General features: G+C 69.1%; 21 protein-coding genes. 8 read left to right on the top strand and 13 right to left on the bottom strand.

What is annotated here, in order from left to right; all coding sequences use genetic code 11:
* The first annotated feature begins 89 nt into the window (after positions 1-89).
* Positions 90-596: a ubiquinol-cytochrome C chaperone family protein gene (locus tag LZK98_RS02930; RefSeq protein WP_233784858.1), complete on the top strand. Its 507-nt coding sequence runs from the start codon at positions 90-92 to the stop codon at positions 594-596.
* A complete protein-coding gene (locus LZK98_RS02925) occupies positions 593-1,117 on the top strand; it encodes a YceD family protein (protein WP_233784857.1) in 525 nt (174 codons plus the stop codon). The genes LZK98_RS02930 and LZK98_RS02925 overlap by 4 nt, the downstream gene beginning before the upstream one ends.
* Before the next feature lie 108 nt (positions 1,118-1,225).
* On the opposite strand, the gene LZK98_RS02920 is transcribed toward LZK98_RS02925, so the two are convergent.
* Entirely contained in the window at positions 1,226-2,122 is an 897-nt protein-coding gene (locus LZK98_RS02920; protein WP_233784856.1) for a LysR family transcriptional regulator, read from the bottom strand.
* Positions 2,123-2,298: 176 nt separating this feature from the next.
* On the opposite strand from LZK98_RS02920, the gene LZK98_RS02915 reads away from it, so the two are divergent.
* Positions 2,299-3,495: an MFS transporter gene (locus LZK98_RS02915; protein WP_233784855.1), complete on the top strand. Its 1,197-nt coding sequence runs from the start codon at positions 2,299-2,301 to the stop codon at positions 3,493-3,495.
* Positions 3,496-3,512: 17 nt separating this feature from the next.
* The gene (locus LZK98_RS02910) at positions 3,513-4,292 is read left to right on the top strand and encodes an SDR family NAD(P)-dependent oxidoreductase (protein WP_233784854.1); all 780 of its coding nucleotides are present in this window, start codon (positions 3,513-3,515) and stop codon (positions 4,290-4,292) included.
* A gap of 128 nt (positions 4,293-4,420) precedes the next feature.
* Here the strand turns inward: LZK98_RS02910 and LZK98_RS02905 are convergent, their stop codons facing one another.
* Positions 4,421-5,056, bottom strand: coding sequence for a TetR/AcrR family transcriptional regulator (locus tag LZK98_RS02905; protein ID WP_406693761.1), 636 nt, complete (start codon positions 5,054-5,056; stop codon positions 4,421-4,423).
* A gap of 123 nt (positions 5,057-5,179) precedes the next feature.
* Here LZK98_RS02905 and LZK98_RS02900 point away from each other — a divergent pair, with 123 nt between their 5' ends.
* Positions 5,180-7,537, top strand: a complete 2,358-nt coding sequence (locus tag LZK98_RS02900) for a TonB-dependent receptor (RefSeq protein ID WP_233784853.1) — start codon at positions 5,180-5,182, stop codon at positions 7,535-7,537.
* A gap of 92 nt (positions 7,538-7,629) precedes the next feature.
* Positions 7,630-8,892: a spinster family MFS transporter gene (locus tag LZK98_RS02895; protein ID WP_233784852.1), complete on the top strand. Its 1,263-nt coding sequence runs from the start codon at positions 7,630-7,632 to the stop codon at positions 8,890-8,892.
* Here the strand turns inward: LZK98_RS02895 and LZK98_RS02890 are convergent.
* The 8 genes from LZK98_RS02890 to rpmI all read right to left on the bottom strand — a co-directional run bounded on the left by LZK98_RS02890 (position 8,889) and on the right by rpmI (position 17,170).
* Positions 8,889-10,415, bottom strand: coding sequence for a peptide chain release factor 3 (locus LZK98_RS02890; protein ID WP_233784851.1), 1,527 nt, complete (start codon positions 10,413-10,415; stop codon positions 8,889-8,891). The two genes, LZK98_RS02895 and LZK98_RS02890, sit on opposite strands and share 4 nt — an antisense overlap.
* Positions 10,416-10,458: 43 nt before the next feature.
* Positions 10,459-11,661 (bottom strand): MFS transporter, encoded by a 1,203-nt coding sequence (locus LZK98_RS02885; protein ID WP_233784850.1) that lies wholly within the window; start codon positions 11,659-11,661, stop codon positions 10,459-10,461.
* A 54-nt stretch (positions 11,662-11,715) separates the two neighbouring features.
* Positions 11,716-12,591 (bottom strand): aldose 1-epimerase family protein, encoded by an 876-nt coding sequence (locus LZK98_RS02880; RefSeq protein WP_233784849.1) that lies wholly within the window; start codon positions 12,589-12,591, stop codon positions 11,716-11,718.
* On the bottom strand, positions 12,584-14,935 hold the full coding sequence (pheT, locus tag LZK98_RS02875; protein WP_233784848.1) for a phenylalanine--tRNA ligase subunit beta: 2,352 nt from the start codon (positions 14,933-14,935) through the stop codon (positions 12,584-12,586). Before pheT ends, LZK98_RS02880 begins: the two co-directional genes overlap by 8 nt.
* Positions 14,932-16,008 carry a phenylalanine--tRNA ligase subunit alpha gene (gene pheS / locus LZK98_RS02870; RefSeq protein ID WP_233784847.1) on the bottom strand — a complete coding sequence of 359 codons (1,077 nt, stop codon included), beginning with the start codon at positions 16,006-16,008 and terminating at the stop codon, positions 14,932-14,934. Before pheS ends, pheT begins: the two co-directional genes overlap by 4 nt.
* A complete protein-coding gene (locus LZK98_RS02865) occupies positions 16,005-16,502 on the bottom strand; it encodes a GNAT family N-acetyltransferase (protein WP_233784846.1) in 498 nt (165 codons plus the stop codon). Before LZK98_RS02865 ends, pheS begins: the two co-directional genes overlap by 4 nt.
* 84 nt (positions 16,503-16,586) lie before the next feature.
* Positions 16,587-16,952: a 50S ribosomal protein L20 gene (gene rplT / locus LZK98_RS02860; RefSeq protein ID WP_233784845.1), complete on the bottom strand. Its 366-nt coding sequence runs from the start codon at positions 16,950-16,952 to the stop codon at positions 16,587-16,589.
* A gap of 14 nt (positions 16,953-16,966) precedes the next feature.
* On the bottom strand, positions 16,967-17,170 hold the full coding sequence (rpmI, locus tag LZK98_RS02855; RefSeq protein ID WP_097062249.1) for a 50S ribosomal protein L35: 204 nt from the start codon (positions 17,168-17,170) through the stop codon (positions 16,967-16,969).
* Between the two features lie 155 nt (positions 17,171-17,325).
* On the opposite strand from rpmI, the gene LZK98_RS02850 reads away from it, so the two are divergent.
* Together LZK98_RS02850 and LZK98_RS02845 are read left to right on the top strand one after the other, a co-directional pair.
* Entirely contained in the window at positions 17,326-19,476 is a 2,151-nt protein-coding gene (locus LZK98_RS02850; protein WP_233784844.1) for an AsmA family protein, read from the top strand.
* Between the two features lie 40 nt (positions 19,477-19,516).
* Positions 19,517-19,927: a VOC family protein gene (locus LZK98_RS02845; RefSeq protein ID WP_233784843.1), complete on the top strand. Its 411-nt coding sequence runs from the start codon at positions 19,517-19,519 to the stop codon at positions 19,925-19,927.
* 34 nt (positions 19,928-19,961) lie between these two features.
* On the opposite strand, the gene LZK98_RS02840 is transcribed toward LZK98_RS02845, so the two are convergent.
* Genes LZK98_RS02840 through tsaD form a run of 3 tightly spaced genes read right to left on the bottom strand, consistent with a single transcriptional unit; the run spans position 19,962 to position 22,491 of the window.
* A complete protein-coding gene (locus tag LZK98_RS02840; RefSeq protein ID WP_233784842.1) occupies positions 19,962-20,498 on the bottom strand; it encodes a DUF1697 domain-containing protein in 537 nt (178 codons plus the stop codon).
* Positions 20,495-21,469: an NAD(P)H-dependent glycerol-3-phosphate dehydrogenase gene (locus LZK98_RS02835; RefSeq protein ID WP_233784841.1), complete on the bottom strand. Its 975-nt coding sequence runs from the start codon at positions 21,467-21,469 to the stop codon at positions 20,495-20,497. Before LZK98_RS02835 ends, LZK98_RS02840 begins: the two co-directional genes overlap by 4 nt.
* Positions 21,466-22,491 carry a tRNA (adenosine(37)-N6)-threonylcarbamoyltransferase complex transferase subunit TsaD gene (tsaD, locus tag LZK98_RS02830; RefSeq protein WP_233786491.1) on the bottom strand — a complete coding sequence of 342 codons (1,026 nt, stop codon included), beginning with the start codon at positions 22,489-22,491 and terminating at the stop codon, positions 21,466-21,468. The genes LZK98_RS02835 and tsaD overlap by 4 nt, the downstream gene beginning before the upstream one ends.
* Between the last annotated feature and the right edge of the window lie 37 nt (positions 22,492-22,528).

Raw genomic sequence — 22,528 nt, 5'->3', positions numbered from 1 at the left:
CGGGCGCGGATTTGCATCCCTCGCCGTCCGCCTCAATATGCGGTGACGATGCGGCGAACAAGCCGCGGCTTTTCAAGGACGTTGACAAGGTGGGTTGGATCGATCGGCTGTTCGGCCGCAGGGAGGAGGAAGCGGTCACGCTCTACCGGGCGGTGGTGGCCCGCGCGCGTGAGCCGCACTGGTATGCTGAAGGCAAGGTCGCCGACACGATCGACGGCCGATTCGACATGATCGCCGCGCTGCTCTCGCTGGTGCTGCTGCGGCTGGAGGCGGAACCGGGCACCGAAGCCGTCGGCGTCGCACTCGCCGAGCGGTTCGTCGACGACATGGACCCGCAGCTGCGCGAGATCGGGATCGGAGACGTCCTGGTCGGCAAGCACGTCGGCAGGATGATGAGCATGTTGGGCGGCCGGCTCGGCGCCTATCGCGAGGGGCTGGCGGCGGGCTCGATCGACCGTGCGCTCATCCGCAATCTCTACCGAGACCACCCGCCCGCGCCGGAACCGCTGGCGCATGTGCGCGAAGGCCTGCTCGCCCTTCACCGTGCGCTGGCGGCGACGCCGGCCGAGACGCTGATCGAAGGGAGGCTGCCATGACCGCCGCACCCGAATTCTCGCGGCCGCATCGGCTGGATGCGATCGGCGCGGGCGAATCGAACGTCACCGTCACCGCCGACGAGGGCGAGCGCGCGGCGCTGGCGAAGCGCTTCGGTTGCATTGCGATCGATCGGCTGGAAGCCCGTTTCACCCTGCGGCGCGATGCCACTGGCATCGTCGCGCGCGGACATCTGTCGGCGGCGGTGACGCAGGCCTGCGTCGTCACCGACGAGCCGCTACCGACGACGCTGGAGGAGGATTTCGCACTGCGCTTCCTGCCCGAGCCCGACGCGCCCACCGACGAGGTCGAGCTCGACGCCGACGAATGCGATACCGTCTTCTACACCGGCGGCGCGATCGATCTCGGCGAGGCGGCGGCGGAGACGCTGCTGCTGTCGCTCGATCCCTTCCCGCGCGGCCCCAATGCCGCGGCGGCGCTCAAGGAAGCGGGCGTGCTGAGCGAAGGCGAGGCTGGTCCTTTCGGCGGGTTGGCGGCGCTCAAGGACAAGCTCAAGAAATAACCAGCTCCGTTCGCCCTGAGCCTGCCGAAGGGCCGCCCTTTTTCCGAAGCGAGAGAAGAACGGTGCTTCGACAAGCTCAGCACGAACGGAATAGGGTAGCCGTTCCAGCTATCCCGCCACGAATGCCTGCAGCCGCGGCACGGTGAAGTCGAGGAAGGCACGCACCCGCTGCGGCATCCGCATTCCGCCGAGGAACAGCGCGTGCAGCGGCTCCTCGTCGCTCTCGCCGGACAGCACCTCGGCCAGCCGGCCGGCAGCGATGTCGTCGCGGACGTGATAATCTGCCAGCCGGGCTAGCCCGACCCCGGCAAGCGCCATGCGGTGCAGCGTCTCGCCATTGTTGGCGAGCAGCGACCCGCGCACGTTGCGGTCGACGATGCGTCCGCTTTCCTTGATCGGCCAGACCGGCGCCAGCCGACGGAAATTGAAGCCTAGGCAGTTGTGCCGCGCGAGATCGTCGACCGTGGCCGGGATGCCGTGGCGCTCGAAATAGGCCGGCGAGCCGACGATCTTTCGATGCGAGACGCCGATCCGCCGCGCGGTCATCCGCGAATCCTGCAGCGTGCCGGTGCGAAAGGCGACGTCGGTGCGGTCGAAATAGAGGTCGACGATCTCGTCGGAGAGCGACAGGTCGACGACGATGTTGGGATAGGCGCGCCAGAATTCCGGCAGGATCGGTTCCAGCGCGTGCACGCCGAAGGTGACGGTGGTGGTGACGCGCACCGTGCCGCCGGTGGCAGCCGCGCCCTGCATCACGCCGCGGTCGATGTCGTCGAGCTCGGCGAGCAGCGCCAGGCTGCGCTCGTAATAGACATGCCCTTCGGCGGTAAGCGACAAGTGCCGCGTCGAGCGTTCGAGCAGCCGCACGCACAATCGCCGCTCTATGCGCGCGACCAACTTGCTCACCGTCGAGGGTGTCATACGGAGCAGCCTCGCCGCTTCGGAGAAGCTGCCCGCTTCGACCACGCGTACGAACACCTGCATCTCTCCGGCGCGGTTATCCATGTCCGGACGGTCCTATCTGTGAAATTACTTCATCAATGAAGTGGTTCGGGAGGGGATAATCAAGCCGCGCCGGGCAACCCATCTTCCGCGCCGCAACACGCCATCACGGAAAAGGGTTCAATCATGCGGACATCCGCCAACCATCCCCGCTTCACCGCCCGGCAGGATCGCTGACGATGGAAGCCTGCGCCAATCCCGCCACCTTCGCCCGAAAGAGCGAGACGAATTCCGCCTGGCCGCTGCTCGCGCTCGCGATCGGCGCCTTCGGTATCGGCACCACCGAATTCTCGCCGATGGGGCTGCTGCCGGTGATCGCCGAGGGCGTCCATGCCTCGATCCCCGCCACAGGGATGCTGGTCAGTGCCTATGCGCTGGGCGTGATGGCCGGCGCGCCGTTGATGACGCTCGGGCTCGGCCGGCTCCCCCGCAAGACCGCGCTGATCGTGCTGATGGCGGTGTTCACCGTCGGCAACCTGCTGTCGGCGGTCGCGCCCGGCTATGCCTCGCTGATGGTCGCCCGGGTGGTGACCAGCATGGCGCATGGTGCCTTCTTCGGCCTCGGCTCGCTGGTCGCCGCGAGCGTGGTGCCGGCGGAGAAGCGCGCGAGCGCGGTCGCGACCATGTTCCTGGGACTCACCATCGCCAATGTCGGCGGCGTGCCCGCGGCGACCTGGGTCGGGCAGCAGATCGGCTGGCGTGCGGCCTTCGCCGGCGCCGCCGGGCTGGGCGTGCTGACGATGATCGCCGTCGCGCTCGCGCTGCCGCGGGGCGACCGCGGCGCCATGCCGGATATCCGGCGGGAGCTGACGGTGCTCGGTCGGCCCGCGGTGCTGCTGGCGCTCCTCACCACGGTGCTCGGCGCCGGCGCGATGTTCACGCTCTACACCTATGTCGCGCCGGTGCTGGCGCATGTCACCGGCGCGAGCACGGGATTCGTCACGGCGATGCTGGTGCTGATCGGCGTCGGCTTCACCATCGGCAACGTCGCCGGCGGCAAGCTTGCCGACAAGTCGCTCGACGGCAGCCTGATCGCGTTCCTGTCGGTGATCGTGCTGATCATGCTCGCCTTCCCGCTGCTCGCGAAGAGCGAGGCTGGCGCGGGCGTAGCGCTCGTCATCTTTGGCGCCGCTACCTTTGCGGTCGTGCCGCCGCTGCAGATGCGGGTGATGCAAGCCGCCGCGGAAGCGCCGGGGCTCGCCTCCTCGGTCAACATCGGCGCGTTCAACCTCGGCAATGCGCTGGGCGCCGGCGCGGGCGCTGCGGCGATCACGCTCGGGCTCGGCTATGCGGCGGTGCCGATCGCCGGCGCGCTGATCGCCGGCGCCGGGCTGCTGCTCGTCCTCGCCAGCCGCGCCTCGCGGCCCTCCCTCTGAACCGAAGGAACCGACCCATGGACCTTGAACTTCACGGCAAGACCGCGCTCGTCACCGGCTCGACCGCAGGGATCGGGCTGGAGATCGCCCGGCGCCTCGCCGCCGAGGGCGCGAACGTCGTCATCTGCGGCCGATCGCAGGAGAAGCTGGATGATGCCGCAGCCGACATCGGCGGGAACGTCCGCGCCGTGCTCGCCGATCCCGCCACGGCCGAGGGTGCGGCGGCGCTGATCGCCGCGGTCCCGGCAGCCGACATCCTGGTCAACAATCTCGGCATCTACGAGCCCAGGGACTTCGGCGAGATCGACGACGCCGACTGGTTCCGCCTCTTCGAGGTGAACGTGATGAGCGGCGTGCGCCTTTCGCGCCATTACCTGCCGGCAATGAAGGCCGGGAACTGGGGCCGCATCATTTTCATTTCCAGCGAAGGCGCGCTGATGGTGCCGCCGGACATGATCCACTATTGCATGACCAAGACCGCGCAGCTCACCATCTCGCGCGGCCTCGCCGAGACCACGCGCGGCACCGGCGTGACCGTCAATACCGTGATGCCGGGACCGACGCGCTCGGCCGGGATCGTCGATTTCCTGCGCAGCGGCGCGAGCAATCCCGACGCGCCGGCCGAAGAGATCGAGCGCGAGTTCCTGGAGAAGAAGCGGCCGACCTCGCTGATCCGGCGCATGATCGAGCCGCAGGAGGTCGCGGCGACGGTCGCCTTCCTCGCCAGCCCGCTTGCCGCCGCCACCAACGGCGCGGCGATCCGGGTGGAAGGCGGGATCCTGCCGACGATTGCATAATTTCCCCCGTCACCCCGGCAAAGGCCGGGATCCACCGTGCGGCAAGCACTGAGCAAGAATCTCAAGCGGCGGTCGCTGCTGCTTGGTGGACCCCGGCCTTCGCCGGGGTGACGGTGAGCGTTGGACCGCTAAGCTCCAATCCCGCGCGCCAGCATCTCGGCCACCGTGTCCGCGAGCTCGTCGGGCGCCACATCCTCCGCCCACACGCCGTAGCGCAGGCCGAGGAACACGTTCATCCCCATCACCGCCCAGGCATGAACCTCTCCCACGCCGGGGCGGAGCTCGCCCCGCGCCACCGCCGCCTCGAGCCGCTGGCGGATGCGCTCGGCGGTAGTCGCGTAATGCGCCCGGAAGCTTTCCGGATCGACGAACTCGGCCTCGTCGATGATGCGGTAGATCTCCTTGTGCTCGCGCACGAAGGCGATGAACTGGGCGAGGCCTGCACGCTCGGCGGCGATACCGTCCTTGGCGGCGCGGATGCCGGGGGCGACATGGTCGCGCACCTGGTTCGACATGTGCCGCACCAGCGCGCGGAACACTTCGTCCTTCGAATCGAAATAGGTGTAGAAGCTGCCGAGCGCGACGCCGGCGCGGCGCGTGATCCCACTGATCGACGCCTCATGGAAGCCCTTCTCGCCGAACTCGGCGGCGGCGGCGTCGAGGATCGCGTTCAGCGTCCGCCGCCCGCGCTCGGTGCGCGGCGCCTTGTCCGCGCTGGTCGCGTCGATCGGCCGTGCCGCCGCGGGTACGCTGTCCCTTGTCACCGGCCCATCATCCCATCCTCGCCCGAATTTCCAAAGTTGAAACTTGGTTCAACTTTCAGTAAAGCGGAAAACGCACCGGCACAACCCGTCGACGAACGGGGTGCCTCCAGGGAGGGGTTTCGCATGATCCGCACGCCGTCCGTCCGCACGCTTGTCCTGTTCGGCACGAGCCTCGCCGCGCTCGCCGCCGCACCGGCGTGGGCGCAGGAAGCGCCTTCGGTCGCGGACGAGCAGGCCGCCGAACCCGCCAGCGACGCGGACATCGTCGTCACCGCCCGCCGCCGCGAGGAATCGTTGCTCGACGTGCCGGTCGCGGTCACCGCCTTCACTGCCGACAAGCTCGCCAAATCGGGCGCGATCGACATCACCGACCTCCAGAACACCGTCCCCAACACCACGCTCAAGGTGGCGCGCGGCACCAATTCGACGCTATCGGCCTTCATCCGCGGCGTCGGCCAGCAGGATCCTGTGCCGGGGTTCGAATCGGGCGTCGGCATCTACCTCGACGACGTCTATCTGAACCGCCCGCAGGCGGCGGTGCTCGACATCTACGACGTCGAGCGGATCGAGGTGCTGCGCGGACCGCAGGGCACGCTCTATGGCCGCAACACCATCGGCGGCGCGGTCAAGTACGTGACGCGGCGCCTGCCCGACGATCTCGAGGTGAAGATCAAGGGCACCTACGGCAGCTACGACCAGCTCGACGGCATCATCAGCGTATCGGCGCCGATCGGATCGATGTTCAAGGTCGGCGGATCGGTCGCGCGGCTGACCCGCGACGGCTTCGGCCGCAACCGCAACCTCGGCATCGACAACTACGACAAGGACATCTGGGCCGGCCGCGGCACCATCGAGTTCGAGACGCCCGACGAGCGGCTCTTCATCCGCCTGACCGGCGACTATACCAAGGACAAGTCGTCCCCCCGCAACGGCCACCGGTTGATCCCCGGCCTCGTCTCCGGCCTGCCGGTGCTCGACGACGTCTATGATACCATGGCCGGGCTCGCCAATCCGAAGCAGGACATCGAGGCAGGCGGTCTGTCGCTGTCCGCCACCGCCAAGCTCACCGACACGCTGACGCTGCGCAGCATCAGCGCGTGGCGCAAGGACCGGTCGTACACGCCGATCGACTTCGATTCGAATCCGGCGGCCGATGTCGATGTGCCCGCGGTCTACCGCAACGAGCAGACCAGCCAGGAATTCCAGCTGCTCTACGACAGCGACAAGCTGAACGGCATCGTCGGCTTCTACTATCTCGGCGCCAAGGCCGAGACGCGGTTCGACGTGCTGCTGTTCACCACGGGCGCGGTGTCGAACCTGCCGGGCCTCGACGGCTTCACCGCGGGCGAGGTCGCGACCGAGACCTCCTCGGTCTATGCCGATTTCACCTATGACTTCACGCCGCAGATCAGCCTGTCGCTCGGCGGCCGCTACACCTGGGACGAGCGCCAGAGCCACATCTACAAGGCCAATCTGCTGAACGGTCCGAGCCGGTTCTTCGGCGGCTCGCCCACGGTTCTCGCCGTCGCGACCGATTTCCGTGGGCGCGCCCGGTTCACGCGCTTCACCCCGCGCGCCTCGTTCAGCTTCAAGCCGACCGAGGATCACATGCTCTACGCCTCCTATTCGGAAGGCTTCAAGGGCGGCGGCTTCGACCCGCGCGGATCGGGAACCTCGGCCCCCAAGCCTCCGACGCAGCCCGCCCCCACCTATCAGGAAATCTACGATTATCTCTCTTTCGATCCGGAGACGGTGAAGAGCTACGAGATCGGCTGGAAAGGCGCAGCGTTCGACCGGCGGCTGACCTGGGCGCTCGACGGCTTCTATTCCAAGTACAGCGACGTGCAGGTGCCGGGCTCGGTCGGCTGCTTCATCGGCACCACGCCCAGCTTCTGCGGCATCACCACCAATGCGGCGCGCGCGACGATCAAGGGCGTCGAGTTCGAGGGCAACGCCGTGCTGGCGCGCGGCTTCGCGGGCGGGGGATCGTCGTTCAGCCTGGCCGGCACGCTCGGCTACATCGACGCCAAGTATAAGGAGTTCATCGGCCCGACTGGTACCGACGTCGCGGATTACCGCTATTTCCAGAACACCCCCAAATGGACCGCCTCCGGCACCGCGACGCTCAACCTGCCGGTGGGGCCGGGGCTGGTGACCGCGAACACCACCGTCTCCTACCGCAGCCTCACCCATCAGTTCGAGACGGCGAGCCCGTTCCTCGACCAGCCGGGCTATACGCTGTGGGATGCCGGCATCACCTATGCCTGGGGCAACTATTCGATCGGCATCTACGGCCGCAACCTAACCGATGAGCGATACAAGACCGGCGGCTACCAATATATCCGCGTCAATCCCGAGACCGGCGTGCCGATCCTCAGCCCGACCGGCAACTACCAGTCGTCGCTGGGCCTGGATGGCATCGCCACCGCCTTCTACGGCAATCCGCGCCAGGTCTTCGGCAGCTTCACGATCAAGTTCTGAGCGGGTCAACAGGGGGCAGGGCCGGGTTTCCGTTGACACGGACGCCCGGCCCTCGTCCTATGCCGATCAAAGATTTGAGGGGAGGGTATGGAATGGCCGACCGGACGACGAGCCCCGGCTACGCACGGCTGGTGCTGGCCATGCTGCTGCTGGTCTATATCTTCAACTTCCTCGACCGGCAGATCCTCGGCATCCTGGTCGGGCTGATCAAGAAAGACCTCGGCCTCACCGACACCCAGCTCGGCCTGCTCGGCGGCACCGCCTTCGCATTGCTCTATTCGACGCTGGCGATCCCGCTCGCGCTGGTCGCCGACCGCACCAGCCGGAGCTGGGTGATCACGATCAGCCTTGCGGTATGGAGCGGCTTCACCGCGCTGTGCGGCACGGCGACCGGTTTCACCCAGATGTTCCTCTATCGCCTGGGCGTCGGCGTCGGCGAGGCGGGCGGCGTCGCGCCCAGCTATGCGATGATCTCCGCCTATTTTCCGCCGGAGCGGCGCGCGCGCGCGATGGCGATCTATTCGCTCGGCATTCCGGTGGGGCTCGCCGCGGGCGTGCTGCTCGGCGCCTATATCGCCGCGCACGTCAACTGGCGGGTTGCCTTCTACACTGTCGGCGTCGCCGGCCTGCTGATCGCACCGATCTTCCGGCTGGTGGTGAAGGAGCCGCCGCGTGTCGCCGCGACCGGGCCGCAGCCGTCGGTGTGGCAGGTGTTCCCGATCATCGCCGCCAAGCCGAGCTTCTGGCTGATGGCCTTCGGCGCGGCGATGTCGAGCCTGGCAGGCTATGGCCTCGCCTTCTGGGTGCCGTCGTTCCTCGAGCGTAGCTTCCACTTCGATCTCGCCACCCGCTCCTATTATTTCGGGTCGTTGCTGCTGCTCGGCGGCGCGACCGGCGTGTTCCTCGGCGGCGTGCTCGCCGACAAGCTCGGGCAGGCCGACCGCGGCGCCTATGCCCGGCTGCCGGCGGTCGCCTGGGCGATCACCGCGCCGATGTTCGCGATCGGCTTCTGGTCGTCGTCGCCGGTGCTGGCGTGGCTGTTGTTCCTGATCCCCAACGCGCTCAACATCCTGTGGCTGGGGCCGATCGTCACCGCGGTCCAGCACCTGGTGCCGCCGCACATGCGCGCGACCGCCTCGGCGAGCTTCCTGCTGATCAACAACCTGATCGGGCTCGGCGCCGGCGCCTTCGTGATCGGCGCGATGAGCGACGCGATGAAGCCGATCTTCGGCGACGAGGCGCTACGCTACTCGGCGGTGGCGGTGAGTGGCTTCTATCTGATCGCGGCGGTGCTGGCGTTCGTCGCCGCACGGTTCCTCAAGAAGGACTGGGTGGAGGAGGCGGCAGCGGCCTAACGTTCCCGCGTCCCCGCGAACCGCACCTTCGGATAACGGTCGGAGACATATCCTACCTCCCACGCCGATTTGGCGAGGAAGACCGGGTTGCCGTCGCGGTCCCTCGCCATCGCGCCTTTATTGAGGTCCGCGAACTCCTTGAGGTCGGTCGGATTCTCCGCCGAAATCCAGCGCGCGGTGTCGTAGGGCGAGGGCTCGAGCGCCGCCGCGACTTTATACTCGGCCTCCAGCCGCGACAGCAGCACGTCGAGCTGGAGCTGTCCGACCACGCCGATGATCCAGTTGGAGCCGATCTCGGGATAGAAGACCTGGATCACTCCCTCCTCCGACAGGTCGTCGAGCGCCTTGCGCAGCTGCTTGGTCTTGGTCGGGTCCTTGAGCGCGACGCGGCGCAGGATCTCCGGCGCGAAGTTGGGAAGGCCGGTGAAGCGCACGTCCGCCTTCTCGCTGAGCGTGTCGCCGACGCGCAGCGTGCCGTGGTTGGGAATGCCGATGATGTCGCCCGGAAAGGCCTCGTCCGCCAGTTCGCGCTGCTGGGCGAAGAACAGGATCGGCGAGTGGATCGCGATCGGCTTGCCGTGGCCGGTCGGCACCAGCTTCATGCCGCGCTTGAAGGTGCCCGAGCACAGCCGCATGAAGGCGATGCGGTCGCGGTGCTGCGGGTCCATGTTGGCCTGGACCTTGAACACGAAGCCGGTGACGTCGTCGCGGTCGGGCGCGACCGGCGCCGGCTCGGCCGGCTGCGGGCGCGGCGGCGGGGCGTGCTCGGCGAGCGCGGCGATCAGCTCCTCGACCCCGAATTCCTTGAGCGCCGAGCCGAAATAGACTGGCGTCAGATCACCGTGGCGATAGGCATCGCCGTCGAACGCGGCATAGCCGGCCTGCGCCAGCTCGATCTCCTCCCGCACCGCCTCGGGCAGGGTCGGCGCCACTTCGACCTTGCCGAGGAACTCGCGGCTGTCGCCCTCGGGGCGGGCGATGCGGTCGGCGACGGGATCGTAGACGCCCTCGAAGGTGCCGCCCATACCCACTGGCCAAGTCATCGGCGCGACGTCCAATGCCAGCACGTCGGCGATCTCGTCGAGCAGCTCGAACGGCGGACGGCCCTCGCGGTCGACCTTGTTGACGAAGGTGATGATCGGCACCGAGCGCAGCCGGCACACCTCGAACAGCTTGCGCGTCTGGCTCTCGATGCCGCGCGCGGCGTCGATCACCATCACCGCGGAATCGACCGCGGTCAGCGTGCGGTAGGTGTCCTCGCTGAAATCCTCGTGGCCCGGCGTGTCGAGCAGGTTGAAGGTGATGCCGTCCTTCTCGAACGTCATCACCGACGAGGTGACCGAGATGCCGCGCTGCTGCTCGATCTTCATCCAGTCGGAGCGCGCGCGCCGCGCCTGGCCGCGCGCCTTGACCTCGCCGGCCAAGTGGATCGCGCCGCCCTTCAGCAGCAGCTTCTCGGTCAAGGTGGTCTTGCCGGCGTCGGGGTGGGAGATGATCGCGAAGGTACGGCGGGGAGAGGTCATCGCGGCCCCCTAGCGGCTTTGGCGCCGCGATGCGAGATTCGCGTCAGCAGGCGACGACTGGTCTGGCGGCGCCGCGCTCGGCCAGCACCGATACGCCCAGCATGGCGAGGCCGCCCAGCGCCAGCGCTGCGCCGACCCAGCCGGTCGAGGTCCAGCCCAGTCCCGCCGCGATCGCAAGCCCGCCGAGCCACGGCCCGAGCGCGTTGGCGACGTTGAACGCCGAATGGTTGAGCGCCGCCGCCAGCCCCTGCGCGTTGCCGGCGACGTCCATCAGCCGCGTCTGTAGCACCGTGCCCAGCGCCCCGCCCAGGCCGATCGCGAAGGTGCCGAGGCACACCGACCAGAACTGCCCGGCGGCGAACGGCCAGGCCGCCAGCGCCGCGGCCGACCACAGCAGGATCGCCGCCGCGGTCGGCATCAATGCGCGATCGGCGAAACGCGGCGCGATCAGGTTGCCGGCGGTCATGCCGAAGCCGAAAGCGGCGAGCGCGATCGGAATGGCGCTCTCCGGCACATGCGTCACCGCCAGCATCGTATCGGCGAGATAGGTGTAGACCGCGAACAGTCCGCCGAACCCGATCGCACCGGTGCCGAGCGTCAGCCACACCTGCGGCCGAGCCAGCGCGCTCAGCTCACGCAGCGGGCTCGCATCGGGATCGGCGCGGTCGGCGGGCGCGAACAGCAGCACGAGCAGCGCGGTCAGCAGCGCCAGCGCAGCGACGAGCGCGAACACCCATCTCCAGCCCACCGCCTGTCCGAGCCAATTGGCGAGCGGCACGCCGACGATCGTCGCGACCGTGAGCCCCAGCAGCACGCGCGCGACCGCCCGGGTCCGCATGGCCTGCGGCACCAGCCCCGCCGCGACCAGCGACGCGATGCCGAAATAGGCGCCGTGCGGCAGCCCGGCGAGGAAGCGGAATACCAGCATCGCCTGGTAGCTCCCCGCGATCCCCGACAGCGCGTTGCCGAGCGCGAACAACGTCATCAGCACGACCAGCAGGGTCCGCCGCGGCAGCTTCGCGCCGAGCACCGCGATCGCCGGTGCGCCGACGACCACGCCGAGCGCATAGGCGCTGATCACATGGCCGGCAGTGGTCGGATCGATGCGGAGATCCTGCGCGAAGAACGGCAGCAGGCTCATCGTCGCGAACTCGGTCGTGCCGATCGCGAACCCGCCGACCGCCAGCGCGAGATGGACCAGGCCGACCGGGGCCGGCTTGCGAGTGATACCAGGTGTCGCGGACATCCTCGTTCAACTGGAGATGCTGCACTGCAGCGTCAATTGCGCGTCGCGCAAGCGTCAGCGCGTCAGCGTCACCTGCATCGCGAACTCACGGCTTTCGCTTGGGGCGAAGCGGATGATGCCGGGCTTGTCCCAGATCTCGCCCTCATAGCCCGCCGGATCGGCATGCCCCCACCACGGCTCCACGCAGACGAACGGCGCGCCGGGCTTGGTCCAGACGCCCAGCCACTCGGCATCGGGGAAGCCGATGTCGAGCGCGACCGGGCCATCGCCTTCATAGCGCAGGCGACCGCTCGCCGGATGATCCCAGATCAGCGCGTCGGCGGTGAACAGCTCGTCGTTCAGCTCCAGCGTGTCGCCGACGACCGGGCTCGGGCGCGCGTCGGCAGTCATCAGGCCGCCGGGCGTGAGCTTGCACAGCGGCGCCGGCTCCGGCCGCTCGAAGACCAGCCGATGGCCGGTCCGCCCGCTCGCGCCGGGCAGCGGCCAGCGGAAGGCGGGATGGAAACCGAAGCTCGCCGGCATGTCGACCTCGCCGCGGTTGCGGACGGTCGCGGTCATCGTCAGCGTCGCGCCCTCGCCGACGAATGCCATGTCGAGCGCGAAGGCGAAGGGGTAGATCGCCCGCGTCTCGGCGCTGTCGGTCAGGCGGAAGTGGGCGGCACTGGCGCTGCTTTCGACCAGATCGAAGCGGCTGCGACGCGCGAAGCCGTGCTTCGGCATCGCGAACTCACGGCCGTCCAGCCGGTAGACGTCGTCGTTCAACGCACCGACGTTCGGGAACAGCAGCGGCGCGCGTCCGGACCACCAGGCCGGATCGCCCGAGTGCATCAGCTCCTGTCCGCCATGCTGGCGAAGTCCGATGAGCTCGGCACCGGCGAAGGCGATCTCCGCCTCGAACAGCTCGGTCGCGATGGTGACGGTCTCAGCCACGCAGGCTTGCTCCCAGCTTGGCCGCCGCGGCGATCACCTTGTCAGCGGTCGCCTTGAGGTCGGCATCGGTGAAGCTCTTCTCGATCGGCTGCAGCGTCACCTCGACGGCGAGGCTCACCTGCCCGTCCTTGACGAAGCGGTCGAACAGCCGCGCTTCGACGATCCGCTCCTTGTCGGCGCCGCGGATGGCACGGACGAGATCGCCCGCCGCGAGGCTCTCCGGCACCAGGAAGGCGAAGTCGCGCGTCACCGCCTGGAGCGCCGGCGGCGTATAGGCCGGGCGCATGAACCCCGATCCGCGCTTCGCCGGCAATGCGTCGAGATAGAGCTCGACCGCGGCGACGTCGCCGTCGAGGTCGAACGCCTTGAGCGTCGACGGATGCAGCATCCCGAACGCGGCGAGCACCGTCTTCGGCCCGAGCCGCAGCGTGCCCGACTGACCAGGGTGCCAGGTCGCGCCTGCTTCGCCCATCACCTGGAGGTTGGCGACCGGCGCGCCGGCGGCGTCGAGCAGCGCCAGCGCCTCGGCCTTGGCGTCGAACGCGTCGAAGCCCTGCGCCTTGCCCGCCGCCCAGCCGCGCGGGCGGCGCTCGCCGGCCAGCACCACGCCCAGGGTCGGCCGCTCGGCGTCGGCGAGATAGCGCCGCCCGATCTCGAACAGGCGTACCGACGTCGCGCCGCGCTTGAGGTTGCGCTCGGCGGCGGCGAGCAGGCCCGGCAGCAGCGACGGACGCATCACCTTCATGTCCTCGCTGATCGGATTGGCGACGATCCATGGCGCCTCGCCGAACGGCGCGGCCTCGGCTTCCGAGATGAAGCTCCACGTCACCGCCTCGGCGAGTCCGCGCGCGGCGGCGCTGCGGCGCAGCTTGCGCTCCAGCTTCTGCGCCGGCGTGGCGGTCGGGCGGGCGACGCCGGGGACGCGCGGCAGCGGGGTCGAGGGGACCTTGTCGATGCCTTCGATGCGGATCACCTCCTCGACCAGGTCGGCAGCGCCGTCGATGTCGCGGCGCCAGGTCGGAACGATGACGTGCCAATCGAACGCGACTTTGAAACCAAGGCTCTCGAGGATCGCGAGCTGGCGATCATGGGGTATTGCGAGGCCCCCCAGCGTTTCGGCTAGCGCAGGCTCATAAACCACCACTTTTGGCTCGACCGGCGGCTGGCCGGCGCGGGTGACGCCGCTCGCCTTGCCGCCGCAGATGTCGAGCACGAGACGGGTCGCAATCGCGAGTCCGTCGTCGAGGAACGCAGGGTCGACTCCGCGCTCGAAACGCTGGCGCGCATCGCTGGTGAGGGCGAGCTTCTGCCCGGTGCGGGCGATGCTCTCGGGATCGAAATAGGCGCATTCGATGGTGACGTCGGTGGTGGTCTCGGACACCCCCGAATGCTCGCCGCCCATGATGCCGCCGATGTCGTGGACCGTCTCGGCGTCCGCGATCACCGTCATCGTCTCGTCGAGCGCATAGGTCCGGCCGTTGAGCGCCAGCACCTCCTCGCCCGGCTTGGCCTTGCGGGCGCGGAGGTCGCCCTTGAGCTTGGCCTTGTCGTAGACGTGCAGGGGGCGGCCGAGATCGATCATCACATAGTTGGTGATGTCGACCAGCGCCGAGATCGGCCGCTGCCCGATCGCGGTCAGGCGGCGCCGCATCCACTCGGGCGCCTCGCCGTTGGTGACGCCGGAGACGTCCTGGCCGTAGAAGGCCGGGCAGCCGGCCGGGTCCTCGATGGTGATGTTCGGGCCCGGGCCTTCGCCCGCGACCGGCTCCACCTTGAGCGGCTTCAGCGTCCCCAGCCCCGCCGCGGCGAGATCGCGCGCGATGCCGCGCACGCCCATGCAGTCCTGGCGGTTGGGGGTGACGCTGATGTCGAACACCGGATCGGTCAGCCCCGCATAGTCGGGGAAGGGCGTGCCGACGGGCGCGTCCGCGGGCAGCTCGATGATGCCGTCGTGATCGTCGCCGAGCTCCAGCTCGCGCGTCGAGCACATCATGCCGTTGGAGATGACGCCGCGGATCTCGGCGACCTTCAGCACCATGCCGTTGGCCGGCACCACCGCGCCCGGCATCCCGAACACACCGACCAGTCCCGCGCGCGCGTTGGGGGCGCCGCATACCACCTGCAGCGGACCCTCTCCCGCATCCACGGTCAGCACCTGCAGCTTGTCCGCCTGCGGATGCTTCTCCGCCGTCAGCACGCGCGCCACGCGGAAGTCCGCAAGCTTGGCGCCCGGGTTCTCAACGCCCTCGACCTCCAGACCGATGCGCGTCAGCGTTTCCGCCACCTCGTCGGCGGTGGCGGTCGTCTCCAGATGTTCCTTGAGCCAGCCAAGCGTGAACTTCATGCCCCCACTCCTGCCGACAGCGTGGGCACGTCCAGCGCCGAGAATCCGTAATGCCTGAGCCAGCGGATATCGCCGTCGAAGAAAGCGCGGAGGTCATCCATGCCGTATTTCAGCATCGCCAGCCGGTCGATGCCGCAGCCGAAGGCGAAGCCCTGCCATTCGGCGGGATCGAGCCCGCAGGCGGCGATCACCCTGGGATGGACCATGCCGCTGCCCAGCACCTCCATCCAGCCATCCGATCCGCCGATCACGCGCTTGCCGTTCTGGACGGTGTAGCCGACGTCGACCTCCGCCGAGGGCTCGGTGAAGGGGAAGTAGCTGGGCCTCAGGCGCAGCACGATGTCGTCGCGCTCGAAATAGGCCTTGAGAAAGGTCTCCAGCGTCCATTTGAGGTGGCCGAGCGTGATGCCCTTGTCGATCACCAGTCCCTCGACCTGGTGGAACATCGGCGTGTGCGTCGCGTCCGAATCCGAGCGGTAGGTGCGCCCCGGCGCGATGATGCGGATCGGCGGCTTCTGGCTGGTCATCGCGCGGATCTGCACGGGCGAGGTGTGCGTGCGCAGCACCATCGGCCGCTCGTGCTCGCCGGCGATGTAGAAGGTGTCGTGCATCGCCCGCGCCGGATGCGTCTCCGGGATGTTGAGCGCGGTGAAATTATGCCAGTCGTCCTCGATCTCCGGGCCGGTGGCGACCGCGAAGCCCAAGTCGGCGAAGATCTCGGCGAGCTCGTCCATCACCTGGCTCACCGGATGGACACTGCCCGGCGCCGGCAGGTCGACCGGCAGCGTCATGTCGAGCGTCTCGCTCGCCAGCCGCGCGTCGAGCGCCGCGCGCTCCAGCACGTCCTTGCGCGCGGCAATCGCGTCCGTCACCGCCTCGCGCAGGGCGTGGATGCGCGGACCTTCGACCTGACGCTGCTCGGGGGTCATGCCGCCCAGCGTCTTGAGCAGCCCGGTCACCGCGCCGGACTTGCCGAGCGCATGCACGCGCACCGCATCGAGGGCGTCGAGGCCGCTCGCGGCGTCGATCGACGCCAGCAGGTCCGCGCGGAGCCGGTCCAGGTCGGTACTCATTTCGTCTCCCCTTGCGCCACCGTCAGCGACCAACAGATCATCGCGCCGTCCTCGGGATCGTCGCGCTCGCCGGTGCGTACGAATCCGTTGCGCTCGAGCACGCGCTGCGATGCCCGGTTGTCGATGCTCGTCTCCGCGGTCAAGCCGGCGATGCCATTTGCCCGCGACAAGTCGACGAGCGCCGCCACCGCCGCGCTGGCATGGCCGCGCCCCTCCCGCGCCGGCGCGGTGCCGTAGCCGATGTCGACACAGCCGGCGGCGTCCGGCGCCGCCTTGTAGCTGATGAGGCCCACCGCCTCGCCGTCCGCGACCATCATCCACGCCGAGGGCGTGTCATAGGACGGGCGGACCCGGGCCGCCATCCTGGCCACGACCGCCACGACCTCGGGCGGGGCCAGCCCGCCTTCACAGATGGGAGGCGCATCGGCTGGAGCGGGTGCATCGCCCAGCAGCCAGGCGAAGACGGCTTCATCGGCGGGGATCAGCGTGAGCATGTATGTCCGTCGGTTGGTGGTGAGCAAAACAAAGGGCGCCGGTGTTGCCACCGACGCCCCATGTCCCTTGCGCGCGTGCCCGGCTCAGGCGGCCTGGGGCAGCGCCGCCTTCGCCTGCGCGACGATGGCGGTAAAGGCCTCGCCCTCGTGCATCGCGATGTCGGCCAGCACCTTGCGGTCGAGCTCGATGCCGGCGAGCTTCAGCCCGTGCATGAACTGCGAATAGCTGAGCCCCTCGGCGCGCACGCCCGCGTTGATGCGCTGGATCCACAGCGCGCGGAACGAGCGCTTCTTCACCTTGCGATCGCGATAGGCGTACTGGCCGGCCTTCTCCACCGCCTGGCGGGCGATGCGGATCGTGTTCTTGCGACGGCCGTAATAGCCCTTCGCCTGATCCAGAATGCGCTTGTGCTTGGCCTTGGTGGTCGTGCCACGCTTCACTCGAGCCATGGTTCAGACCTCCCTTACTTGAGACCGTACGGCGCCCACGCCTTGACGTGAGCCACGTCGGCGTCGGCGAGCACGCTGGTGCCGCGGTTCTGGCGGATGTACTTGGCGTTGTGGCTGATCAGGCGGTGGCGCTTGCCGGCGACACCGTGCTTGACCTTGCCGGTAGCGGTGAACTTGAAGCGCTTCTTCACACCGCTCTTGGTCTTGAGCTTGGGCATTTTCGTCTCCTTATCATCGGCGACTTCAAGAACCGCCTCGGCAGCCCACACTGGCCGGGCGATTCGTCCATAAAATCGCGGAAGCGCGGGCGCATAACGGCAAGCGTCGGGAAAGGCAAGGGAACCCTTGCCGGCGCCTGAGGATTTCCACCGCCATGGCAGACCGGGATGCGCCGATCGCGGTGGCCGATGCCGCAACTCCTCCCGAGCCCTCAGCGCAGGCCCGGCCGGTCCGTACGCTCGGCACCCCGCTCGCCAGCGCGATCGCGGTCGCTACGACGCTGCTCGGCCTCGCCCTGCTCGCCTGGACCGTCCTCTACGTCACCAAGGGCCGCTTCCTTCGCGCGCCCTTCGAGCGCATCGTCGGCGGCGCGATCCACCGCGAGGTGAAGGTCGGCGGCGATTTCCAGCTCTATTTCGATCCCTTCGCGCTCAAGTTCGTCGCCGAACGGATGACGATCGCCAATCCCGGCTGGGCCGGTACGCGGCATTTCTTCAACGCCCGGCGGATCGAGGCGCGGATCAGCACGCCCTCGCTGATCTTCGGCAAGCGAAGGATCAACGTCCTCGCGCTGGACGAGGGCCATGTCGACCTCGAATGGGATGCGGCGGGCCGTCGCAACACCTGGACCTTCAGCGAGCAGAAGGGCGAGCCGCTCGAACTGCCGCTGATCCGCCGTGCGGTGCTGTCCGGCACGCGGCTCCGCTACCGCAATCCCCGGATGCGGCTTGCTGCCGACATCGGCTTCCGCACGGTCGAGGCGCGCGATACCCGCTTCGCCAGCGCGATCCGCTTCGCGGGCGACGGCACCGCGCGCGGCACGCCCTTCACGCTGTCGGGCGCGCTGCTCTCCCCCAACGCCACCATCACCGGCGGGCAGAACCGGCTGGAGCTCCACGCCTCGGGCGTGCGGACCGAGGCTGACGTCACCGGCACCCTGCCCGGCGCGACCGAGATCGAGGGCGCCAACCTCCACATGAACGTGCGCGGGCAGAATCTCGCCGACATCTTCGCGCTCGCCGGCATCGCCGTGCCCGACACGCGCACCTATCGCCTGACCTCGGCTGTGACCAAGCGCGATGACGAGTGGCGCTTCACCGGGCTCAAGGGCCGGTTCGGCGACAGCGATCTCGCCGGCCGCATGACGATCCGGCTCGGCGAGCCGCGGCTGCTGCTTACCGCGGACCTTGCGACGCGCGTGCTCGACATCGTCGATATCGCGCCCTTCATCGGCTACAACCCCAACGCCGTCGCCGCCCGCGGCGCCGCCGCCACCGTCGAGACGGTGCAGGGCCGTCCGCGTCTGCTGCCAGACGCGCCGCTCAGGATCGAGGCGCTCCGCAACTTCGACGCCAAGGTCGACTATCGGGTGAAGACGGTCCGCGCGAAGAGCTTCCCGGTCTCCGACATCACGCTCGGGCTCGATCTCGACAATTCGCTGCTGATGCTCAGCCCGCTCAACTTCGCGCTGGCGCGCGGCACCGTCAGCTCCGACATCATCGTCGACGCGCGGCGCCAGCCGGTGTTCACCGACTATGACATCCGCCTGTCGCCGACGCCGATGGGCACATTGCTCGCCGGCTTCGGCGTCGAGGAATCGGGCACTACCGGCACGCTCAAGGCGCGGATCAAGATGACCGGCACCGGCAATTCGGTGCGCGACAGCCTCGCCACCGCCAACGGCCGCATCGCCGTCATCATGCCGAAGGGCACGCTGTGGACGCGCAACGTCCAGCTCAGCGAGCTCGACATCGGAACCTTCGTCCAGAAGATGTTCGAGAAGAAGCTTAAGGAACCCGTGCAGATCAACTGCGGCCTGATCGGCTTCACCGTCCGCAACGGCGTCGCCGCCGCCGATCCGATCCTGATCGACACGCGCAAGAACGTCGTGCTCGGCCGCGGCGGCTTCAGCTTCAGGAACGAGAGTATCGACCTGGCCGTCCGCGCCGATGCCAAGAAATTCAGCCTGTTCTCCGGTCAGTCGCCGGTCGCGGTCGGCGGCTATTTCGCCCGGCCGTCAATCGATCCGATCACGCCCGAGCTGCTCGCCCGCTCGGGAGCCGGTCTTGGGCTGGGTCTGGCCGCGAGTCCACTCGCGGCGGTGATCGCCTTCGTCGACATCGGCGACGCCAAGGCCGCCGACTGCGGCCCGGTGCTCGCCGGCGCCAGCGCGCAGGCGCAACGCACCACCAAGGGCAAGCCGCGCGACGACGTCGGCCAGGGCACCACTGCCAAGTCGGAAAGCGGCAAGAGCACGACACAAGAGCGCCGCACGCAGCGCAAGAAGTTCCTCGGCATCTTCTGATCGGCTAGAATTGCGTCTGCCCGACTCGGGGAGAGGTTCCATGGCCGAAGCACAAGCGCCGCTGACCGGCGTCACGCCGCATCTCACCATCCGCGATGGCCGCGCCAAGGAGGCTATCGACTTCTACGTCCGCGCGTTCGGCGCCGAGGAGCTCGGCCGCCATCCCGAGGAGAAGGGCGAGCGGCTGATGCACGCGCACCTCAGGATCAACGGCGGCGCGCTGCTGCTGAACGACGATTTCCCCGAGATGATGGGCGGCAACGCCGCACCGCCGCCAAGCGGCGTCACGCTGCACCTGGACGTGCCCGATGCCGACGCCGCCTGGGAAAAGGCGCTCGCGGCTGGCGCCAGCGTGCGCTTCCCGCTCGACAACCAGTTCTGGGGTCAGCGCTACGGCCAGGTCACCGATCCGTTCGGCCACGTCTGGTCGATCGGTGGTCCGCTGACATAGCTCCTGTGGAGGAGGCGGAACGGTTTCGCCGTCTCTACTGCTCCAGCATCGCGATCAGCTTCAGAATCGTGTTCCAGTTGCGCGCGGTCGTCGCCTTGGGGAACTTCGCCCTGGCCATCGCCTGCGGCAGCTTGGAATGGCCGATGTCGTCGGGATAGTCGACGTAGAGCTCGCGCCCGATCGCGTGCAGTCGCTCGGGCCCGTCGTAGATGGCGGCCACCGCGTCGATCAGCGCCGGATCGACGGGATCGCGGTGGAAGAATAGCTGGAGATGATTGGGATGCGCCGCGGCGGCGTCGGGGAAGGGATTGGCCGCCGCGATCGCGGTCAGATCGGCGTGGCTGCGCAGGAACCAGTCGGTGTCGAGGCCCAACGCTTCCCTTGCCGCGGCGGCGAGCCGCGTCTCCAGCGCCGCGGCGTCCCGGTCCGCCGAACCGAAGACCGCATTCCCCGAGGCGAGCAGCGTCTTGACGTCATCCATGCCCTGATCGGCAAGGAAGGCCCTGAGATCGGCCATCGCCAGCTTGCGCCCGGCGTTGATGCCCTTGAGCAGCGCGGCCCAGCGCATCATGCTTCCTCCTTGAGCGGCCGGGCGAGCAGCGCCCCTACCACCTCCGCGACCGGTGCGCCTTCGAGCAGTGCGCACACCGCGGCCGCGATCGGCATGTCGACGCCGACCTCGGCCGCCGCCTCGCGCAGCACCGGCGCGGTGAAGGCGCCTTCCGCCACCGTCCTGCGGTCGGCGAGCAGCTCCGCCGCCGCCTTGCCCTGGCCGAGCCCGACGCCGAGGGTGAAATTGCGCGAGTTGGTCGAGGTGCAGGTCAGCACCAGGTCGCCGAGCCCGGACAGGCCGGCGAGCGTCTCCGCCCGGCCGCCGCGCGCCACGCCGAAGCGCGTCATCTCGGCAAAGCCGCGCGCGATCAGCGCCGCGCGCGCGTTGAGGCCGAGGTCCGCGCCTTCGACCACGCCGCAGGCGATCGCGAGGACGTTCTTGACCGCGCCGCCGATCTCGGCGCCGATCACGTCGTTTGAGGCATAAGGGCGGAAGGCCGGGCCGCCGAGGCGATCGGCGAGCCGGCCGAGCAGCTCGCCGTCCTCGCAGGCCAGCGTGACGGCGGTCGGCTGTCCGCGCGCCACCTCGTGCGCGAAGGTGGGGCCGGAGAGAACGGCGACCGGCGCATGGGGATGCATCTCGCGCGCGATCTCGCCGACCAGCAGGCGGGTGCCCGCCTCGATGCCCTTGGCGCAGAGCACGAGGGGGGTCGCGCCGACATGCGCCTCGGCGAGCACCGCGCGGATATGCTGCGCCGGCGCCACCACCAGCAGCGCGTCGTGACCGGCGAGCTCGGTGAGGTCGCCCGTCGCGGTGATCGCGGGATCGAGATCGATGCCGGGCAGGAAGTGGGGGTTGCGGTGCTCGGCGTTGATCGCCTCGACCACCTCCGTCTCGCGCGCCCACAAGGTGACGGGCCTGCCCCCGCGTGCCGCGACCTGGGCGAGCGCGGTCCCCCAGGCGCCGCCGCCGATGACTCCGATCCTCATGCCTTCACCCCCGCACCCCGTACCTTCTCCGCGTCCGGATCGAGCGGCCAGCGCGCGCGGGCCGGCGTGTCGAGCGGATCGACCATGCCGGCAGCGAAGCGCTCCGCGCCGGCCCAGGCGATCATCGCGGCATTGTCCGTGCACAGCCACAGCGGCGGCGCGACGAAGCGGATGCCGTAGTCGCTCGCCAGCGTCTCCAGCGCGACGCGCACGCTCGTGTTGGCGGCGACGCCCCCTGCCACGACCAGCGCGGTGATCTCGGGCACCACGTCCAGCGCCCGGCGGGTGCGGTCGATCAGGCAGTCGACCACCGCGGCCTGGAAGGAGGCGGCGATATCCTCGACGCGATACTGGCCGACCACGCGTGCCACCGCGCTCTTGAGCCCGGCGAAGGAGAAGTGCGGCTCGCGCGAGCCGGCCAGCGGCCGCGGCAGCTGCACCGCGCGCGGATCGCCGGCCTGCGCTGCCTTCTCGACTGCCGGCCCGCCGGGAAAGCCGAGCCCGAGCAGCTTCGCCGTCTTGTCGAACGCCTCGCCGGCGGCGTCGTCGATCGTCGTCGCGAGCCGGCGGTAGGTGCCCGCGCCTTCCACCAGCAGCAGCTGGCAATGCCCGCCGGAGACCAGCAACAGCAGATAGGGAAAGGCGAGGCTCGGATCCGCGAGCCGGGGCGACAGCGCGTGGCCTTCGAGATGGTTGACCGCGATCAGCGGCTTGCCGCTCGCCAGCGCCAGCGCCTTGCCGGTGACCAGCCCCACCATCACCCCGCCGATCAGGCCGGGTCCGGCGGTGGCGGCGATCGCGTCGACGTCGGCGAGCGTGGTGCCCGCTTCCGCCAATGCGGCCTCGACCAGCGGCCCCAGCGCCTCGACATGCGCGCGCGCGGCGATCTCCGGCACCACGCCGCCATAGGGGCGATGCGCCGCCTCCTGTCCCGCCAGCTTGTGCGCCAGGACGCGGCGGTCGCCGGTGACGAGCGCCGCGGCAGTCTCGTCGCAGCTCGATTCGAGGCCGAGGATCAGCATCGCCGCCATGTAGCGATCGTGCCCGCGCTTGTCGAAG

It is taken from the genome of Sphingomonas cannabina (assembly GCF_021391395.1).
GTDB classification, from domain to species: domain Bacteria; phylum Pseudomonadota; class Alphaproteobacteria; order Sphingomonadales; family Sphingomonadaceae; genus Sphingomonas; species Sphingomonas cannabina.
Note: the sequence above shows the minus strand (reverse complement) of the source record. Positions and strands in the feature narration are given on the sequence as shown.